Here is a 15,732-nt window from a genome sequence, read left to right as displayed (position 1 = left end):
CGCTCGTCAGACGAGGAGTGCGCCCTCCTCGACCGGTTCTGGCTCCTGGCTGCGTGGCCGCGCCGCGAGGGTTGCCAGCCCTAGCACCACGAGCGCGATGACGAACACCGTGATCACGTACGCGGGGGTGAGCCGGTCGGCCAGGACGAGCGCCAGGGCTGCGAGCGAGATCACGACGACCCGCACGAGGGTCCGCTGCTCGTCCAGCCAGACGCCCACGGGACCGGTGCTGACCCCACGGCGGTCCCCCGCGTCCCGGAGCCAGGCCGCGGCGGACGACGACGAGGCGCGGAGCCGGCGGGCGRCTGTGGTGCCACCCGCGACGAACGCGATGATCGCCAGCAGCAGCCCGAGCACCAGCCCGACGCGCAGCCCGATGCGCAGCAGCGACACGAACTGGTCGTAGATCGACACCGCGGTGTCGACCCGTTGCACGGTGGGTGGCAGCGAGCTCGCGTAGAGCGACCTGCCTATCAGGAGCGCGAACCCCAGCAGCAGCATCGCGCCGGCGAGCGAGAGACCGGCGACGACGAGGGCGCGTGACCGGTGCTGCGCGGCGAGCACACCGGCGGCGAGCAGGCCCAGCGACAGGTAGGGCAGCAGGCCGCCGACGATGTCGATCAGCCGGTACGCGCTCTGCAGCCGCACCAGGTCGGCGCTGGAGGCGATCGGGAAGGACACGTTGATCGTCGGGATACGGCTCACGATCGTGAACCCGGCCTGCTCGAGCGACGTCTTGACCTGCTCGATGATCGGCGTGATGTCCAGCGTGAGGGCGCCGCTGTCGCTGATCTGCGCGAGGGCGTCCGGATCACCACGCAGGGTGGCGACGATCTGCTCGTGCGCGGCCCGGTTCGCCTCCTCCCAGACGTTCTCGAACGCGTCGGAGCTGACGATCTTGGTCACGTTCTTGCGGATGAACCCGGTGATCGCCTCCTGCAGCGGGGCCTGGAGCGACTGCACCGCACCGGACACGACCGGCGGGAGGTCCAGGTTGGCCACCGCGTCCGTGGCCTGCGTGGTCAGCTCCTCCACGTTCAGCGCGTCGACGACGGCCACGGTGATCCGGTTCGACACGGCCGACTGGACCAGGGGGTCCTGCGCGATGGGTGCCACGGTGTCGACGTAGCGCTCCGTGTCCACCACCAGCCCGCGTGCCCAGCTGCCGACGACCGCGACGGGGGCCAGCAGAGCGCCGATGAGGATGAGGATCACGGCTGCCGTCGAGCGACCGACCTTGCGCCGCGGGCGTGGCACTGCCTCGCTGGGCGCACCGGCACGCAGGCGCGCGTTCTCGGTCTCCAGCAGCTGCAACCGTGCGAGCAGCACCGCACGGTCCTCGGTCCCGACCGCAGGCGGGACCTCCACGTCGATGGCGGTGGGGATCTCGAGCGTGTCGTTCTGCGCGTCCGCGGGTCCGGTGTCGGGCGGAGCCCCGTCGTCCGGGGTGATCTCCTCCGGCGTGACGTCGGGCGAGGCGGTGTCCGGCGTCTCGGACGGCGGGTCACCCGCGGGCGGCGCGGGCGAGGCACTCCTCGCTCGGGGCTTACGGGGTGACGGCTTGTCCTCGGCCACGGTGCCCTCCCGAGATGTCCGACATGCGGCGATGGGTCGAGCATGGCAGTTGCGCAGGTCAGCGCGCGAGCATCGGGGGCTGCGAGATTGCCGGACGCGGGCGCGGGACCGTCGAGCCGCGTCCCGTCACCGGTACCGTGCGAGTCGAGACGAACGCCGCCCGCGAGCCCCCTCGCCCTCCGTCCTGGGAAGCCCGATGCCGACACGCCGCACCACCGGACCCGTCGTCCTGGCACCCTCGGACCCGCGCAAACCGCCGCTCTGGCTGCCGCGCGCCCTCGTCATGACGACCGTGGCCGTCTTCCTCGGTCTGTTCGCGTGGAAGGCGCTGGCCCAGCTCGGCAACGTCATCTTCATCATCGTGATCTCGTGGTTCCTCGCGCTGGCCATGGAGCCGCTGATCCGCTGGCTGGTGGCGCACGGCGTCCGCCGCACGCGTGCGACCGGCATCGTCATGCTCGTCTCGCTGGTGGTGATCGCGGGCGTGATCGCGCTCTTCGGCGGCCTGTTCGTCACCCAGATGATCGAGCTGGTCCAGTCGCTCCCGGACTACTACGTGCAGGTCGCGGAGTGGCTGGACGAGCGCCTGGGCGTCGAGGTGCCGGCCGCCGACGAGCTCCTGGTCAACCTCGGCGCCCACTGGCAGGACCTGGCGCCGGGACTGCTGGGGATCGGCTCCTCGATCATCGGCGGCCTGTTCACGTTCACGTCCGTGCTCCTGGTCATGTACTACATGGCCAGCTCCGGGCCCAAGTTCCGTGCGGCGATCTGCCGGCTGCTGGCACCCGCTCGGCAGCGGGAGGTGCTGCACCTGTGGGAGGTGTCGCAGGAGAAGGTCGCGGACTTCATCAACTCCCGCATCGTCCTCGCGGCGCTCTCGACCGCGATCACGTTCGTCTTCCTCACCGTCCTGGGCATCCCCTACGCCCTTCCCCTGGCCGCCTTCACCGGTGTCGTCTCGCAGTTCGTCCCCACCATCGGCACCTACATCGGCGGCGCGCTGCCGATCGCGGTGGCGCTGGCCGTCGACCCGATCAAGGGCCTCCTGACGCTGGCGTTCATCGTCGGGTACCAGCAGGTGGAGAACCTGCTGTTCGCCCCGAAGATCTCGGCGCGCTCCATGGAGATCAATCCCGCCGTCTCGTTCCTCGCGGTGATCGGGTTCGGGGCCGTCTTCGGCCCGATCGGTGCGTTCCTCGCTCTTCCGGTGGTCGCGACCATCCAGGCCGTGTCCTCGACCTACGTGCGCCGCCACGACCTCGTGGACGACGAGCTGCTGCAGGAGGACGAGAAGCTCGCGAACGAGAACCGCGACTGGGTGGACGTCCCGGACGACGACACCCCCGAGACGGACGACGACCGACCGGCGGATCAGCCGTAGAACACCCGCTCGACGACGACGCGGGCCCGCCGCGCCGTGCGGAGGTAGTCCTGCTCCAGCTCGCCGCCTGAGCCCGCCGGGTAGCCGACCACCCGGGCCAGCCCCGCGAGCGCCTGCCGGTCGTGCGGCAGCACGTCCGCGTGCGCTCCCCCGCGGCCGCTCCAGAGCACGTTGGCGTCCCGGAGCCGGGAGGCCAGCAGCCACGCCTCGGCCAGCACGCGCCCGTCATCGGCGTCGAGCAGGCCCGCCGCGGTCGCCGCCTCGAGCGCCTCGAGGGTGGCCGTGGTGCGCAGGGACGGCACCTCGTGCGCGTGCTGGAGCTGGAGAAGCTGAGCGGTCCACTCGACGTCCGCGATGCCCCCGCGCCCCAGCTTCAGGTGGCGGGCGGGCTCCACCCCGCGCGGGAGCCGCTCGGCCTCGACGCGCGCCTTGATGCGGCGCACCTCGCGCTCAGCCGCGGGGTCGATCCCGCCTGCCGGGTAGCGCATCGGGTCGATCAGCCGCACGAAGCGGTCGCCCAGCTCGTCGTCGCCGGCCACCGGGCGCGCCCGGAGCAGCGCCTGGCTCTCCCAGGTGGCGGACCAGCGGCCGTAGTACTCGGCGTACGCGTCGAACGACCGGACCAAGGGACCGTTGCGGCCCTCCGGACGCAGGTCGGCGTCGACCTCGAGCGTCGGCTCCGGCCCGACCGAGCCGAGCAGGGTGCGCAGCCGCGTCGCCACCTGGAGCGCGAACTCCTGCGCCCGGACCGGGTCCGCACCCTCGAGCGGGTCGTGCACGAAGAGGACGTCGGCATCCGACGAGTAGCCCATCTCCCCGCCGCCCCACCGGCCCATGGCGACCACCAGCAGCCGGGTCGGGCTCGCGTCGAGACCGCGGTCGGCGCGCACCACGGACTCGGCCACCCGCAGCGCCCCGACGAGCACGACGTCGGCCGCGACGCTCAGGCTCTGCGACGCGCGCTGTCCGGTGACGACGCCCAGCACGTCGGCGGCCGCGGTGCGGGCCAGCTCGCGCCGACGCAGCCCGCGCAGGGCGGTCACCGCAGCCACCGCGTCGTCGGAGCGCGTGAGGATCGCGTCGGCCTCGGAGGTCAGCCGTGCGAGCGTCCGCGGCACCAGGTCGGCGTCGTCGGCGAGCCAGGTGACCGACTCGGGGCTCCTGGTCAGCGCATCGGCCACGTACCGGGACGTGGAGAGCACGGTCGCGAGCCGGCGGGCGGCTGTGCCCGAGTCCCGCAACAGCTTGAGGTACCAGTGGGTGGTGCCCAGCTCGTCGGAAAGCCTCCGGAACGCCAGCAGTCCGCCGTCCGGGTCGGCGCCGTCCGCGAACCAGCCGAGCATCACCGGGAGCAGCTGACGCTGGATCGACGCGCGCCGCGAGACGCCCTCGGTGAGCGCAGCGATGTGCCGCATCGCGCCGGCCGGGTCGGTGTAGCCGATGGCGGCCAGCCGGGCCTTGGCCGCCTCGGGCGCGAGGCTGGCCTCCGCCGTCGACAGCTGGGCGGTGGCAGGCAGCAGGGGCCGGTAGAACAGCTCCTCGTGCAGCCCACGGACCTCGCGACGCGTCGAGCGCCACCGCTCGAGCAGGCCGTCGGCGCCCTCCGCCCGCATCCCGACCGAACGCGCCAGCCGCCGCAGGTCCGGCTCCGAGGTCGGCATGAGGTGCGTCCGACGCAGCCGGTAGAGCTGGATCCGGTGCTCCAGGACGCGCAGCAGGCGGTAGCAGACGGCCAGCTGCGCGGCGTGCGACCGGCCGACGTACCCGCCCGCGGCCAGGGCGGCGAGCGCCGTCAGGGTGCTCGGGCTGCGGATCGAGTCGTCCGCCCGGCCGTGCACGAGCTGGAGGAGCTGGACGGTGAACTCGACGTCGCGCAGTCCGCCGACCCCGAGCTTGAGCTGGCGGTCGGCCTCCGCAGCCGGCACGTGGCTCTCCACGCGCCGCCGCATCGCCTGCGAGTCCTCGACGAAGTGCTCGCGCGTCACCGCGCCCCACACGAACGGCTGCGTCATCTCCACGTACTCGCGCCCGAGTGCCTCGTCCCCGGCCAGTGGCCGCGCCTTGAGCAGCGCCTGGAACTCCCACGTCTTGGCCCAGCGCTCGTAGTACGCCTTGTGGCTCGCGATCGTGCGGACCAGCGGCCCGTCCTTGCCCTCGGGGCGCAGCGCGGCGTCGACCGGCCAGAGCGCCGGCTCGGCCGACGGCGTCGAGCACGCCCGCGCGAGACCCGCAGCCAGCCGGGAGCCGGCGGCGAGCGCCTCGGCCTCGTCGACCCCGTCGACCGGCTCCGCCACGTAGATGACGTCGACGTCGCTCACGTAGTTGAGCTCGCGCCCGCCGCCCTTGCCCATGCCGATGACCGCGAGGCGGACACCGCGCCCGTGGTCGTCCAGGTCCGCCCGGGCCAGGGCGAGCGCAGCCTCCAGCGCAGCCCCGGCCAGGTCGGCCAGCGCCGCGGCGACGCCGGGCAGCCGGCTCAGGGGGTCCGGGCTGGTGAGGTCGGTCGCCGCGATCCGCAGCAGCCGCGTGCGGTAGGCGAGCCGCATCGCGTCGGTCCCCGCCGCCCCCGCCACGGTGGCCACGGGGACGTCCGCGTCGGCATCGGCCTCCACGGCCGCGAGCAGCTCGGCGCGGACGGCCTCGACGGGCACGCCCGTGCCCGGCGACTCGTCGAGGAGCACGCGCAGGTTCTCCGGGTGCGCCACCAGCGAGTCGCCGAGCGCGACCGACGCGCCGGCGACCGCGAGCAGCCGCGCGCGGGCCGGGCCGTCGTCCTCGAGGAGGGAGCGCAGCACCGCCAGCAGGTCCGGGTCGCCCACGACCGCGCCGGCCAGCTTGGCGAGCGTCAGCAGTGCCTGGTCGGGGTCGGCGACGTCCGCCAGCGGGGCGATGAGCACGTCCGCGGGCGCGTCGAGGACGCGCAGCAGCGCCGCATCGCCCAGCAGCCGCTCGGCCCGCTTGGCGTCCGACACCCCCGCCCGCGTGAGGCGGCCGGCGAGCGTCGACCCGCGTCCGTCCGGCGAGCTCACAGGACCGGCAGGAACCGCCGCAGCTCGTACGGCGTCACCTGGGAGCGGTACTCCTCCCACTCCTGGCGCTTGTTGCGCAGGAAGTAGTCGAAGACGTGCTCGCCCAGCGTCTCCGCGACGAGCTCGGACTTCTCCATGATCGAGATCGCCGCGTCGAGCGAGGTCGGCAGCGGCTCGATTCCCAGCGCGCGGCGCTCGGCGTCGGTGAGCTCCCAGACGTCGTCCTCGGCGCCCTCGGGCAGCTCGTAGCCCTCCTCGACACCCTTGAGGCCGGCGGTGAGGAGCAGCGCGTACGCGAGGTACGGGTTGGTGGCGGAGTCGACCGCGCGGTACTCGATGCGGCTCGAGTTGCCCTTGCCGGGCTTGTACATGGGCACCCGGACCAGCGCCGACCGGTTGTTGTGGCCCCAGCAGATGTAGCTCGGCGCCTCGGCACCGCCCCAGAGGCGCTTGTAGGAGTTCACGAACTGGTTGGTCACCGCGGTGATCTCGGCCGCGTGCGTGAGCAGGCCGGCGATGAACGAGCGTGCGGTCTTGGACAGCTCCAGGTGGCCGCCGGCCTCGTGGAACGCGTTGCGGTCGCCCTGGAACAGGGAGAGGTGCGTGTGCATGCCGGAGCCGGGCTGGTCGGCCAGCGGCTTGGGCATGAAGCTGGCGAAGACGCCCTGCTCGAGCGCCACCTCCTTGACCACCGTGCGGAACGTCATGATGTTGTCCGCAGTGGTCAGCGCGTCGGCATAGCGCAGGTCGATCTCGTTCTGGCCCGGCCCGGCCTCGTGGTGGGAGAACTCGACCGAGATGCCCATCGACTCGAGCATCGTGATCGCGGCGCGCCGGAAGTCGTGCGCGGTGCCGCGCGGCACGTGGTCGAAGTAGCCGCCCTGGTCCACCGGGACCAGCGGCAGGGCCGGGTCCGCGGGGGCGTCGAACAGGTAGAACTCGACCTCGGGGTGCGTGTAGAACGTGAACCCCTGGTCGGCCGCCTTGGACAACGCGCGCTTGAGGACCGTGCGGGAGTCCGCCAGCGACGGCTCACCATCGGGCGTCAGCAGGTCGCAGAACATCCGGGCGGTGCCGTGCCGCTCCCCCCGCCAGGGCAGGATCTGGAACGTGGACGGGTCCGGCTTGGCGATCATGTCCGCCTCGTAGACCCGAGTCAGGCCCTCGATGGCGCTGCCGTCGAAGCCGATCCCCTCCGAGAAGGCAGCCTCGAGCTCGGCGGGGGCTACCGCCACCGACTTCAGGATCCCGAGCACGTCGGTGAACCAGAGACGGATGAAGCGGATGTCCCGCTCCTCGACCGTGCGGAGCACGAACTCCTGCTGCCTGTCCATGCGGTACATCCTGCCTGATGAACGGCCCTGCGCAGCGCTGGTGTCCGGAGCGCGTCGCACGAGATGGTTAGGCTCGGTCATATGCCCTTCCCCCGCATCGCCCTCGCGCAGATCGACACGCGTGTCGGCGACGTCGACGTCAACGCCCAGAGCGTCCTCGACTGGTCCCGGACGGCCGCGCAGGCCGGCGCTCACCTGGTCGTCTTCCCCGAGATGACGCTCACCGGGTACCCCATCGAGGACCTGGCGCTGCGCGCGTCGTTCCGCCGTGGGGCCGAGGCGGCGCTGCAGCGCACCGCGGCCGCGCTGGCGGACGAGGGGCTGGGTGACCTGGCGGTCCTCGTCGGCACCGTCGGGGAGAAGCTGGTGACGCCGGTGCACGAGCCGGGCGCGCCCGAGGGCCCCCGGCGCCCCACCAACCAGGCCGTCCTGCTGCAGCACGGCAAGGTGCAGGTCCGGTACGACAAGCACCACCTGCCCAACTACGGCGTGTTCGACGAGTACCGGATCTTCGCGTCCGGCGACGACGTCTGCGTCATCGACGTGCTCGGCCGCCGGGTGGGCGTCGTCATCTGCGAGGACATCTGGCAGGACGGCGGCCCCGTCTCGCAGATGGACGAGAACGAGGTCTCCCTCCTGGTGGTGCTCAACGCGTCCCCGTACGAGGAGGGCAAGGGGTACCAGCGCGTCGAGCTGGCCGCGCGACGGGCCCACGAGGTCGAGGCGCCGGTCGCGTACGTGAACCTCGTCGGCGCCCAGGACGACCTCGTGTTCGACGGCGGCTCGTTCGTCATCGCCACCGACGGCACCGTGCTGGCGCGCGCCCCGCAGTTCGTGGAGAACCTGCTGGTGTGGGACCTGCTCGGGGACGACGACGCTCCCTCGCGAGGCACGGTCGCACCGCCGCTCTCGCCCGACGAGGAGGTCTACCGCGCACTGGTCACCGGCCTGCGCGGCTACGTGACCAAGAACGGGTTCCGCTCGGTCGTCTTCGGGATGTCCGGAGGCATCGACTCCGCGCTGGTCGCGGCGATCTCCGCCGACGCGATCGGGGGCGAGAACGTGGTCGGCGTCTCCATGCCGTCGGTGTACTCCTCCGAGCACAGCAAGGACGACGCGGCGGACCTGGCCAAGCGGATCGGCGCCGACTACCGCGTGCAGCCGATCTCCCCGATGGGCGACGCGTTCGAGAACGAGCTGTCCCTGGACGGCCTCGCGGCCGAGAACCTGCAGGCCCGCGTGCGTGGGGTGATCCTCATGGCGCTCTCGAACTCCGAGGGCCACCTGGTGCTCGCGCCCGGCAACAAGACGGAGCTCGCGGTGGGGTACTCGACCATCTACGGCGACGCCGTCGGCGGGTTCGCCCCCATCAAGGACATCGACAAGTCGCGCGTCTGGGCGCTCGCGCGCTGGCGCAACAACGCCGCCCGCGACGGCGTGTTCGGCCCCGACGAGCTGCCGCCGATCCCCGAGTCGTCGATCACGAAGCCGCCGTCGGCGGAGCTGCGTCCGGGGCAGGTCGACCAGGACTCGCTGCCGCCCTACGAGATCCTCGACGAGGTGCTCGACGCGTACGTGGAGAACGCCGAGGGCCGCGCGGAGCTCCTCGCCCGCGGCTTCGACCCCGCGGTCGTCGACAAGGTCCTCGCCCTCGTCGACCGCGCGGAGTGGAAGCGTCGGCAGTACCCGCCGGGCACCAAGGTGACCGCGCTGGCGTTCGGCCGCGACCGGCGACTCCCGATCACCACCCGCTGGCGCGAGCCGTGACCACCCCGACAGGAGCACCACGAATGACCCAGACGAAGCGCGTCCGCGTGCACCACCTGCGCGAGGCCAAGGAGCGCGGCGAGCGGCTGACGATGCTCACGGCCTACGACGCCGTGACCGCGCACATCTTCGACGAGGCCGGCATCGACATGCTGCTGGTCGGCGACTCGATCGGGAACACCATGCACGGTCACACGACGACCCTGCCGGTGACCGTCGACGACCTGATCCCCCCGGCACGGGCCGTCGCGCGGGCCGCCAAGCGGGCCTTCGTCGTCGCCGACCTGCCGTTCGGCTCGTACGAGGCGGGACCAGCACAGGCGCTGGAGACCGCGGTGCGGATGATGAAGGAGACGGGCGTCGCCGCCGTGAAGTTCGAGGGTGGCAAGCGGGTCGTCCCGCAGGTCAAGGCCCTCACGGACGCCGGCATCCCGGTGGTCGGGCACCTCGGCTACACGCCGCAGTCGGAGAACCTGCTGGGCGGACCGCGCGTGCAGGGTCGGGGCGACATCGCTGCGGAGCTGCTGTGCGAGGACGCGGTGGCGATCGCCGAGGCCGGCGCCGTGGCCGTCGTCCTCGAGATGGTGCCGGCACCGGTGGCCGCCCGGGTCACCGAGATCCTGCAGATCCCGACCATCGGCATCGGCGCCGGCACGGCCTGCGACGGGCAGGTGCTCGTCTGGGTCGACATGGCCGGCATGACGGACTGGTCGCCGCGGTTCGCCAAGCGGTTCGGTGAGGTCGGGGCCGCCCTCAAGGCGGCGGCGGTCGCGTACGCCGACGAGGTGCGCGGCGGAACCTTCCCGGACGCGGACCACCAGTTCGACGCGTGACGACGGCGGCCCGGGCCCTGGTCTGGGCCGCCGCAGCCGCTGCGCTCGGCGTGCTCGTGGCGCTCGCGGTGCCCGTGGCGTCCGGGGCGTACGTCATCGCGCAGCTGGTCTCGTTCCGGGCGCTGCTCTGCCTCGGGGCTGCCGGGGTCGCCGTCGCCCTGCTGGCCGTCCCGTGGACCCGGCGCCGGCTCCTCCCGCTGACCCTCGCGCTCCTGGTCGGGGCGGCCGCCCAGAGGGCGGTGCTCGTGGCGCGATCGGTGCCGCACCCGGCTGCCGCGTCGGGCTCGGCAGAGCAGGTGGTCGTCCTCGCGTTCAACACCCTCGACACGGTGGAGCCGGCCCGGCTCGCCGACCTCGCGCTCGCGCACGGCGCGGACGTGCTCGTGCTGCCCGAGACGTCCCTCGACACCGCCCGGGCGACCGCCGCGCGGCTGGCCGCCTCCGACGAGCCGATGCAGGTGCTCGCCGCCGCCGGGCACCACACGGCGATCGCCGGCACCGCGCTGCTGGTCTCGGACCGCGTGGGCACCTATCCGACGTCCGAGCCGCTCCCGACCGTGCTGGGCTCCCTGCGCGCCGACCCCGACGACCCCCGCGCCTCCCCCGTGATCGTGGCCGCCCACCCGGTGGCGCCGATCGGCCGCGGTGCGATGCCGACGTGGCGCACGGAGACCCGCCTGATCGCGGACACCTGCGCCGACACACCAGGAGCCATCGTGGCGGGCGACCTCAACTCGACGCTGGACCATCCGGGTCTGCAGGACCTCGGCCCGTGCGTCGATGCGGCACGCGCGTCCGGTGCCGCAGCCCTCGGCACGTGGCCGGCCGCCGCCCCGGCACTCCTCGCCGCCCCGATCGACCACGTGCTCGTCGACGGCCGCGCCTGGCGGGTTGTCGGCTTCCAGGTCCTCCCGCGGGTCGGCGGGAGCGACCACCGGCCGGTCCTGGCGACGCTCGAGCCCCGGTAGGGCTCAGGGCTGCTGCTCCTCGTCCTCGTGGTCCCAGTCCTCGGTGCGCGCACGCGCCTTCTCCAGTGCGTGCGTGGCCTCGTCGCGCGTGGCGTACGGACCCATCAGCTTGGTCCAGTCGCTCTGCCGGCCCTCCTCGACCTCGTGGGTCTCGATGTTGAACCAGAAGTTGCCCGCCATGCCGTTCTCCCTTCGCCGGGGGCGGGACCGGCCGCTGACCGGCCCCGATGCCCTCCTGTCCGTAGACTGCCAGGTATGTCGCCCGTGCACGCGCCAAGATCCGCCCTGGTCCCGGGCACGGTGAGCTCTCGTCGAGCCGTCCCGTCGTCGATCGCCCGACCGGAGTACGTCGGCAAGCCGGGACCAGCGCACTGGACGGGCGGCGACGTCCTCGAGCCCGAGATGATCGAGCGTGTCCGGGTCGCCGCACGGCTCGCGGCGCAGGCCCTGGAGCTCGTCGGCCGCCACGTCGCGCCGGGGGTCACCACCGACGAGCTGGACGCGATCGGCCACGAGTTCCTGGTCGACCACGGCGCCTACCCGTCGACGCTGGGCTACCGCGGCTTCCCCAAGTCGCTGTGCACCTCGGTGAACGAGGTCATCTGCCACGGCATCCCGGACTCGACGGTGGTCGAGGACGGCGACATCGTGAACATCGACGTCACCGCGTACATCGGCGGCGTGCACGGTGACAACAACGCGACCTTCCTGGCCGGCGACGTCGACGAGGAGTCGCGCCTGCTGGTCGAGCGCACGCGGGAGGCGCTGGCGCGCGCGATCAAGGCCGTCGTGCCGGGCCGCGAGATCAACGTGGTCGGGCGCGTCATCGAGAAGTACGCGGCGCGCTTCGGGTACGGCGTCGTCCGGGACTACACCGGGCACGGTGTCGGCCCCGCGTTCCACACCGGCCTGGTGGTCCCGCACTATGACGCCGCCCCGGCGTACGACACGCTCATCGAGCCGGGCATGGTGTTCACCATCGAGCCGATGCTCAACCTCGGCACCCCCGACTGGGTCATGTGGGACGACGACTGGACCGTCCTCACGGCCGACGGACGGCGCAGCGCGCAGTTCGAGCACACCCTGCTGGTCACCGACACCGGAGCGGAGATCCTGACCCTGCCATGACCGACCACAAGCACAAGAAGTCCCCTGAGACGGCGTTCGGTGTCGACATCGGCGGGAGCGGGATCAAGGGCGCCCCCGTCTCGCTGTCGGACGGCGAGTTCGCTGCTGACCGCAAGCGCATCCCGACGCCCCAACCGTCGACCCCCGACGCGGTCGCCGCGACGGTGGCCAAGGTCGTCGACTCGTTCGACCTGGCCAAGGACGTGCCGATCGGCGTGACGTTCCCGGCGGTGATCCTGCACGGTGTCGCGCAGTCCGCGGCGAACGTCGACAAGTCGTGGATCGGCACCAACGTGGAGAAGGCGGTGCAGCACGCCACCGGGCGCAAGGTGCTGGCCGTCAACGACGCCGACGCCGCCGGCTATGCGGAGGTCCTCTACGGCGCGGCAAAGGACGTCGACGGGGTCGTCCTGGTCGTCACCCTCGGCACCGGCATCGGGTCCGCACTGATCGTCGACGGGCACCTCGTCCCGAACACCGAGCTCGGGCACCTGGAGATCGACGGGTTCGACGCCGAGTCGCGGGCGGCCGAGAGCGTGCGCGACCGCGAGGACCTCGACTGGGAGCAGTGGGCGGAGCGCCTGCAGCGGTACTTCACCGTGGTCGAGAACCTGTTCTGGCCCGACCTCATCGTGGTCGGCGGTGGAGTGAGCAAGCACCACTCCACGTTCCTGCCGCTGCTCGACCTGCGCACCAAGATCGTGCCCGCCCAGCTGCGCAACGCGGCAGGGATCGTCGGCGCGGCGGCGCTCGCGGCCGAGTCGCGCGGCTGACCCCGTGCGCGACCTCGTCGAGGTCGCTCCGGGCGTCCACGTGGCGACGAGCGCCGTCTACACGACGACCTCGACGCTCGTCGTCGGCGACGACGGCACGTGCCTCGTGGTCGATCCCGCGGTCACCTCGCGGGAGGTCGACGAGCTCTCGTCCGCAATGCGCGACCGCGGCTGGACACCGGTCGCGGTGTGGTCGACGCACGCGCACTGGGACCACGTCCTGGACGGTCCGGGCCTCGCGCACCTGCCCCGGTGGGCGGACGGTGCGCCCGCCACGGACCGCGAGACCCTCGCCGCGGAACGCGACGCCGACGACGAGCTCGCCAGGGTCGGCGAGGCACCGGCACCGATCGCCGCACCCGCCACCGCCTACCCGCGACGGTCACCGGGAGTGCTCGACTGGTCGGGCCGGACCGTCCACGTCCTCACGCACGGCGCGCACGCCCGCGGCCACACCGCACTGGTCGTCCCCGACGTCGGTGTCCTCGTGGCCGGTGACCTGCTCTCGGACGTCGAGATCCCGCTGCTCGACCTGTCCGCAGAAGACCCGGTCGGCGACTACCGCGCCGCCCTCGACCTGCTGGAGTCCGCCCGGGCGCAGGTGGTCGTCCCGGGGCACGGTCGGGTCGGGGGTCCCGACGAGCTCCGGCGTCGGCTCGCGGCCGACCGCGCCTACCTGTCGGCCCTCGTGAACGGCGTCGACACCGACGACGACCGGCGCGCGCTCCCCTGGGCGGCCGCGGCCCACGCCGCGCAGCAGGTCGCGATGGGACGATGAGCGCATGGAGTGGCTGATCGCCGGCGGCATCGTCGCCCTCGTCCTCGTGCTCGTCGCGGTGGACCGGATGGTGGCCCGCGGCTGGTTCGACCGGCGCCGACCGCGCGAGCGCCGGACCACCGGCGCGGTGGCGGGCAGCGGCGCGTTCGGGGCGCTGGTCGACGTGTTCCAGCCGAACCGCGAGTACCTCACGGCCGAGCAGGACCGTCAGCAGCTCGACATCAAGCAGACCGGCGACGCCGCCGGCCAGCTCGACCTCGACTCGGGCGTCGTCCGCCTCGACGAGGACACGCCACGCACATAGCCGTCGCGGTTTGTCGGCGGCCGCCCTAACCTTCCGGGCATGGCACCTGTGGTCACTCAGCTGACGATCGACTCCGCCGACCCGCACGCCCTCGCCCGCTGGTGGCGCGAGGTGCTCGGCTGGTCCTACGCCTGGGAGCCGGTCGACGACGAGGGCGAGGTCGAGATCGAGCCGCCCGACGGCGGCGCGACCAACTGGCTGTTCCTCAAGGTCTCCGAGGTGAAGTCGGCCAAGAACCGACTGCACGTGGACCTGCGCCCGCCCAACGGCTCGGACCAGGCCTCCGAGCTCGAGCGCCTGCTCAGCCTCGGCGCCACGCGCGTCGACATCGGCCAGGGTGACGTGCCATGGCACGTGCTCGCCGACCCGGAGGGCAACGAGTTCTGCCTCCTGCGCGGCACCCCGGACCAGGCGGCCGCCGCGCTCGCCGCGGAGACGTCCGGAACCTGATCGCTCCCCCGCACGGGTGACAGTTGCGTGTCAGGGTCGAAATCGGACGAATCGGTCGGTACCTTCCGGGGATGATCAGTGCCGTACTTCCGGTCCTGGGCGACGTCGCGTGGCAGGACTGGGAGCAGTGGGCCCCGCTCGCAGTCTCCGCCCTGACCCTCGTCGCCGCCCTCGGCGCCTGGATCGTCGCAGGCAGAGCCTCCCGCAGGGCCAAGCGACTGGCCGAGGCGACGCACAAGCAGACCCGGGTGTTCGACGAGCAGGTCTCGATCGCCCGAGAGGCGCTCGAGCTCGCCCGGCAGGAGGCGCAGAACGCGCGCGCCGACGCCGACCGACAGCGCCTGGACGCCGACCGCATGCGCCGGATGCTCGAGGAGTCGCGGCTCGACGACCTCGCCCCGACGATCGTCGCTCGGGCCTTCCCGGAGGGCCCCGGCACCCCCGGCCGGCCCGCCCTGGAGTTCTGCCAGCTCACCGCGGGCGGCCAGGACCGGTGGCGGCTGCTCACCGAGCAGCTCCAGGTGGGGCGCGACGAGACGTACGCGTTCCGCACCGCGCTGACCATCTGGTTCGAGAACATGTCCGACGGCGTCGCCCAGGTGAACATCGTCGAACCCGCAGGCGGCGAGCTGGATCTCCTGCCCGGGCACCCCCTCGTCGTCCCCGCGCGGGAGTCGCGCAGCGTCACCTGGATGCGGCTGTGGACGTCGCGCGACCTCGACAGCGACGCGCGGATCCAGGACCCCGCCGCGTGGCTGTTCAACCTGACCTTCACCGTCACCGACCTCGGCGTCCACGTGCGTGACACCTACGCGTTCGACGGCGACCTGCGGTTCTTCGACCGGGACGGCTCGTGGCTGGTCGTCATGCCCGAGCCGCCCCTGCCGTGGACCTCCGACGTGGCGTCGATGCTGTCCGGCCGCGCGTACGAGTCCCTGCCCGCGTCCGTCAGCTGAGCGCGGCGCGGACCAGCGTCGACAGCTTCTTGCCGTCGGCGGACGCACCAGCACGCGCCGACGCCTCCTTCATGACCGCGCCCATGTCGCGGACCGACGTCGCGCCGACGTCCGCGATCACCGCGCCGACCAGGGCCTGGAGCTCGTCGTCGGACAGCTGCGCCGGCAGGTACGTCTCGATGAGGTCCGCCTCGGCGGTCTCCGTGGCGGCACGCTCGGGGGCGTTGGCGTCCGTGTAGATCTGCGCGGAGTCGCGGCGCTTCTTCACCTCGCGGGCGAGGATCTTGAGCACCTCGTCGTCCGACAGCTCCTTCTCGACGGCACCGGCCTTGGCCTCGAACCGCACGGCACCGATGATCTGGCGCAGGACGCCGGTGCGCTCCGTGTCGCGGGCCTTCATGGCGGTGGTCAGGTCGGACGTCAGCTGGTCGAGGGTGCTCATGGGAGCCATCGTGC

The 15,732-nt window shown here is 72.6% G+C and carries 15 protein-coding genes; 10 read left to right on the top strand and 5 right to left on the bottom strand.

Annotation, left to right across the window (positions count from 1 at the left end; genetic code table 11):
* Positions 1-6 precede the first annotated feature (6 nt).
* Positions 7-1,575 carry a hypothetical protein gene (locus tag AC1DXT_RS12845; RefSeq protein ID WP_477061706.1) on the bottom strand — a complete coding sequence of 523 codons (1,569 nt, stop codon included), beginning with the start codon at positions 1,573-1,575 and terminating at the stop codon, positions 7-9.
* Between the two features lie 196 nt (positions 1,576-1,771).
* Here AC1DXT_RS12845 and AC1DXT_RS12840 point away from each other — a divergent pair, with 196 nt between their 5' ends.
* A complete protein-coding gene (locus tag AC1DXT_RS12840; RefSeq protein WP_477061705.1) occupies positions 1,772-2,956 on the top strand; it encodes an AI-2E family transporter in 1,185 nt (394 codons plus the stop codon).
* Here AC1DXT_RS12840 and AC1DXT_RS12835 read toward each other — a convergent pair.
* A complete protein-coding gene (locus AC1DXT_RS12835) occupies positions 2,947-5,985 on the bottom strand; it encodes a bifunctional [glutamine synthetase] adenylyltransferase/[glutamine synthetase]-adenylyl-L-tyrosine phosphorylase (RefSeq protein WP_477061704.1) in 3,039 nt (1,012 codons plus the stop codon). The two genes, AC1DXT_RS12840 and AC1DXT_RS12835, sit on opposite strands and share 10 nt — an antisense overlap.
* Positions 5,982-7,319 (bottom strand): type I glutamate--ammonia ligase, encoded by a 1,338-nt coding sequence (gene glnA / locus AC1DXT_RS12830; RefSeq protein WP_477061703.1) that lies wholly within the window; start codon positions 7,317-7,319, stop codon positions 5,982-5,984. Before glnA ends, AC1DXT_RS12835 begins: the two co-directional genes overlap by 4 nt.
* 81 nt (positions 7,320-7,400) lie before the next feature.
* On the opposite strand from glnA, the gene AC1DXT_RS12825 reads away from it, so the two are divergent.
* From AC1DXT_RS12825 to AC1DXT_RS12815, 3 genes are read left to right on the top strand one after another with little or no spacing between them, the layout of a single operon-like run.
* Positions 7,401-9,086, top strand: coding sequence for an NAD+ synthase (locus AC1DXT_RS12825; RefSeq protein ID WP_477061702.1), 1,686 nt, complete (start codon positions 7,401-7,403; stop codon positions 9,084-9,086).
* 23 nt (positions 9,087-9,109) lie between these two features.
* Positions 9,110-9,919: a 3-methyl-2-oxobutanoate hydroxymethyltransferase gene (gene panB / locus AC1DXT_RS12820; RefSeq protein WP_477061701.1), complete on the top strand. Its 810-nt coding sequence runs from the start codon at positions 9,110-9,112 to the stop codon at positions 9,917-9,919.
* Positions 9,916-10,887, top strand: a complete 972-nt coding sequence (locus AC1DXT_RS12815; protein WP_477061700.1) for an endonuclease/exonuclease/phosphatase family protein — start codon at positions 9,916-9,918, stop codon at positions 10,885-10,887. Before panB ends, AC1DXT_RS12815 begins: the two co-directional genes overlap by 4 nt.
* A gap of 3 nt (positions 10,888-10,890) precedes the next feature.
* Here the strand turns inward: AC1DXT_RS12815 and AC1DXT_RS12810 are convergent, their stop codons facing one another.
* The gene (locus AC1DXT_RS12810; protein WP_477061699.1) at positions 10,891-11,067 is read right to left on the bottom strand and encodes an SPOR domain-containing protein; all 177 of its coding nucleotides are present in this window, start codon (positions 11,065-11,067) and stop codon (positions 10,891-10,893) included.
* A 75-nt stretch (positions 11,068-11,142) separates the two neighbouring features.
* Between AC1DXT_RS12810 and map the strand changes: the two genes are divergently transcribed.
* The 6 genes from map (at position 11,143) to AC1DXT_RS12780 (ending at position 15,276) form a co-directional block, all read left to right on the top strand.
* The gene (gene map / locus AC1DXT_RS12805) at positions 11,143-12,015 is read left to right on the top strand and encodes a type I methionyl aminopeptidase (RefSeq protein ID WP_477061698.1); all 873 of its coding nucleotides are present in this window, start codon (positions 11,143-11,145) and stop codon (positions 12,013-12,015) included.
* On the top strand, positions 12,012-12,788 hold the full coding sequence (gene ppgK, locus AC1DXT_RS12800; RefSeq protein WP_477061697.1) for a polyphosphate--glucose phosphotransferase: 777 nt from the start codon (positions 12,012-12,014) through the stop codon (positions 12,786-12,788). Before map ends, ppgK begins: the two co-directional genes overlap by 4 nt.
* Positions 12,789-12,792: 4 nt before the next feature.
* Complete coding sequence (locus tag AC1DXT_RS12795; protein WP_477061696.1) at positions 12,793-13,566, top strand: MBL fold metallo-hydrolase; 774 nt, start codon at positions 12,793-12,795, stop codon at positions 13,564-13,566.
* A 4-nt stretch (positions 13,567-13,570) separates the two neighbouring features.
* On the top strand, positions 13,571-13,870 hold the full coding sequence (locus AC1DXT_RS12790) for a DUF6191 domain-containing protein (protein WP_477061695.1): 300 nt from the start codon (positions 13,571-13,573) through the stop codon (positions 13,868-13,870).
* Positions 13,871-13,909: 39 nt separating this feature from the next.
* Complete coding sequence (locus tag AC1DXT_RS12785) at positions 13,910-14,320, top strand: VOC family protein (protein WP_477061694.1); 411 nt, start codon at positions 13,910-13,912, stop codon at positions 14,318-14,320.
* Between the two features lie 71 nt (positions 14,321-14,391).
* Positions 14,392-15,276 carry a hypothetical protein gene (locus AC1DXT_RS12780; RefSeq protein ID WP_477061693.1) on the top strand — a complete coding sequence of 295 codons (885 nt, stop codon included), beginning with the start codon at positions 14,392-14,394 and terminating at the stop codon, positions 15,274-15,276.
* Here AC1DXT_RS12780 and AC1DXT_RS12775 read toward each other — a convergent pair.
* Positions 15,269-15,718 carry a GatB/YqeY domain-containing protein gene (locus AC1DXT_RS12775; protein WP_477061692.1) on the bottom strand — a complete coding sequence of 150 codons (450 nt, stop codon included), beginning with the start codon at positions 15,716-15,718 and terminating at the stop codon, positions 15,269-15,271. The two genes, AC1DXT_RS12780 and AC1DXT_RS12775, sit on opposite strands and share 8 nt — an antisense overlap.
* Positions 15,719-15,732 lie beyond the last annotated feature (14 nt).

It is taken from the genome of Cellulomonas sp. P1_G12_2 (assembly GCF_056405535.1).
Note: the sequence above shows the minus strand (reverse complement) of the source record. Positions and strands in the feature narration are given on the sequence as shown.

What these genes read in the sequence shown, in the direction of transcription:
- AC1DXT_RS12790 (WP_477061695.1), top strand. Translation starts at nt 13,571, where the DNA reads ATGGAGTGGCTGATCGCCGGCGGCATCGTCGCCCTCGTCCTCGTGCTC.
- panB (WP_477061701.1), top strand. Translation starts at nt 9,110, where the DNA reads ATGACCCAGACGAAGCGCGTCCGCGTGCACCACCTGCGCGAGGCCAAG.
- AC1DXT_RS12825 (WP_477061702.1), top strand. Translation starts at nt 7,401, where the DNA reads ATGCCCTTCCCCCGCATCGCCCTCGCGCAGATCGACACGCGTGTCGGC.
- map (WP_477061698.1), top strand. Translation starts at nt 11,143, where the DNA reads ATGTCGCCCGTGCACGCGCCAAGATCCGCCCTGGTCCCGGGCACGGTG.
- ppgK (WP_477061697.1), top strand. Translation starts at nt 12,012, where the DNA reads ATGACCGACCACAAGCACAAGAAGTCCCCTGAGACGGCGTTCGGTGTC.
- AC1DXT_RS12785 (WP_477061694.1), top strand. Translation starts at nt 13,910, where the DNA reads ATGGCACCTGTGGTCACTCAGCTGACGATCGACTCCGCCGACCCGCAC.
- AC1DXT_RS12840 (WP_477061705.1), top strand. Translation starts at nt 1,772, where the DNA reads ATGCCGACACGCCGCACCACCGGACCCGTCGTCCTGGCACCCTCGGAC.
- glnA (WP_477061703.1), bottom strand. Translation starts at nt 7,319, where the DNA reads ATGGACAGGCAGCAGGAGTTCGTGCTCCGCACGGTCGAGGAGCGGGAC.
- AC1DXT_RS12775 (WP_477061692.1), bottom strand. Translation starts at nt 15,718, where the DNA reads ATGAGCACCCTCGACCAGCTGACGTCCGACCTGACCACCGCCATGAAG.
- AC1DXT_RS12780 (WP_477061693.1), top strand. Translation starts at nt 14,392, where the DNA reads ATGATCAGTGCCGTACTTCCGGTCCTGGGCGACGTCGCGTGGCAGGAC.
- AC1DXT_RS12810 (WP_477061699.1), bottom strand. Translation starts at nt 11,067, where the DNA reads ATGGCGGGCAACTTCTGGTTCAACATCGAGACCCACGAGGTCGAGGAG.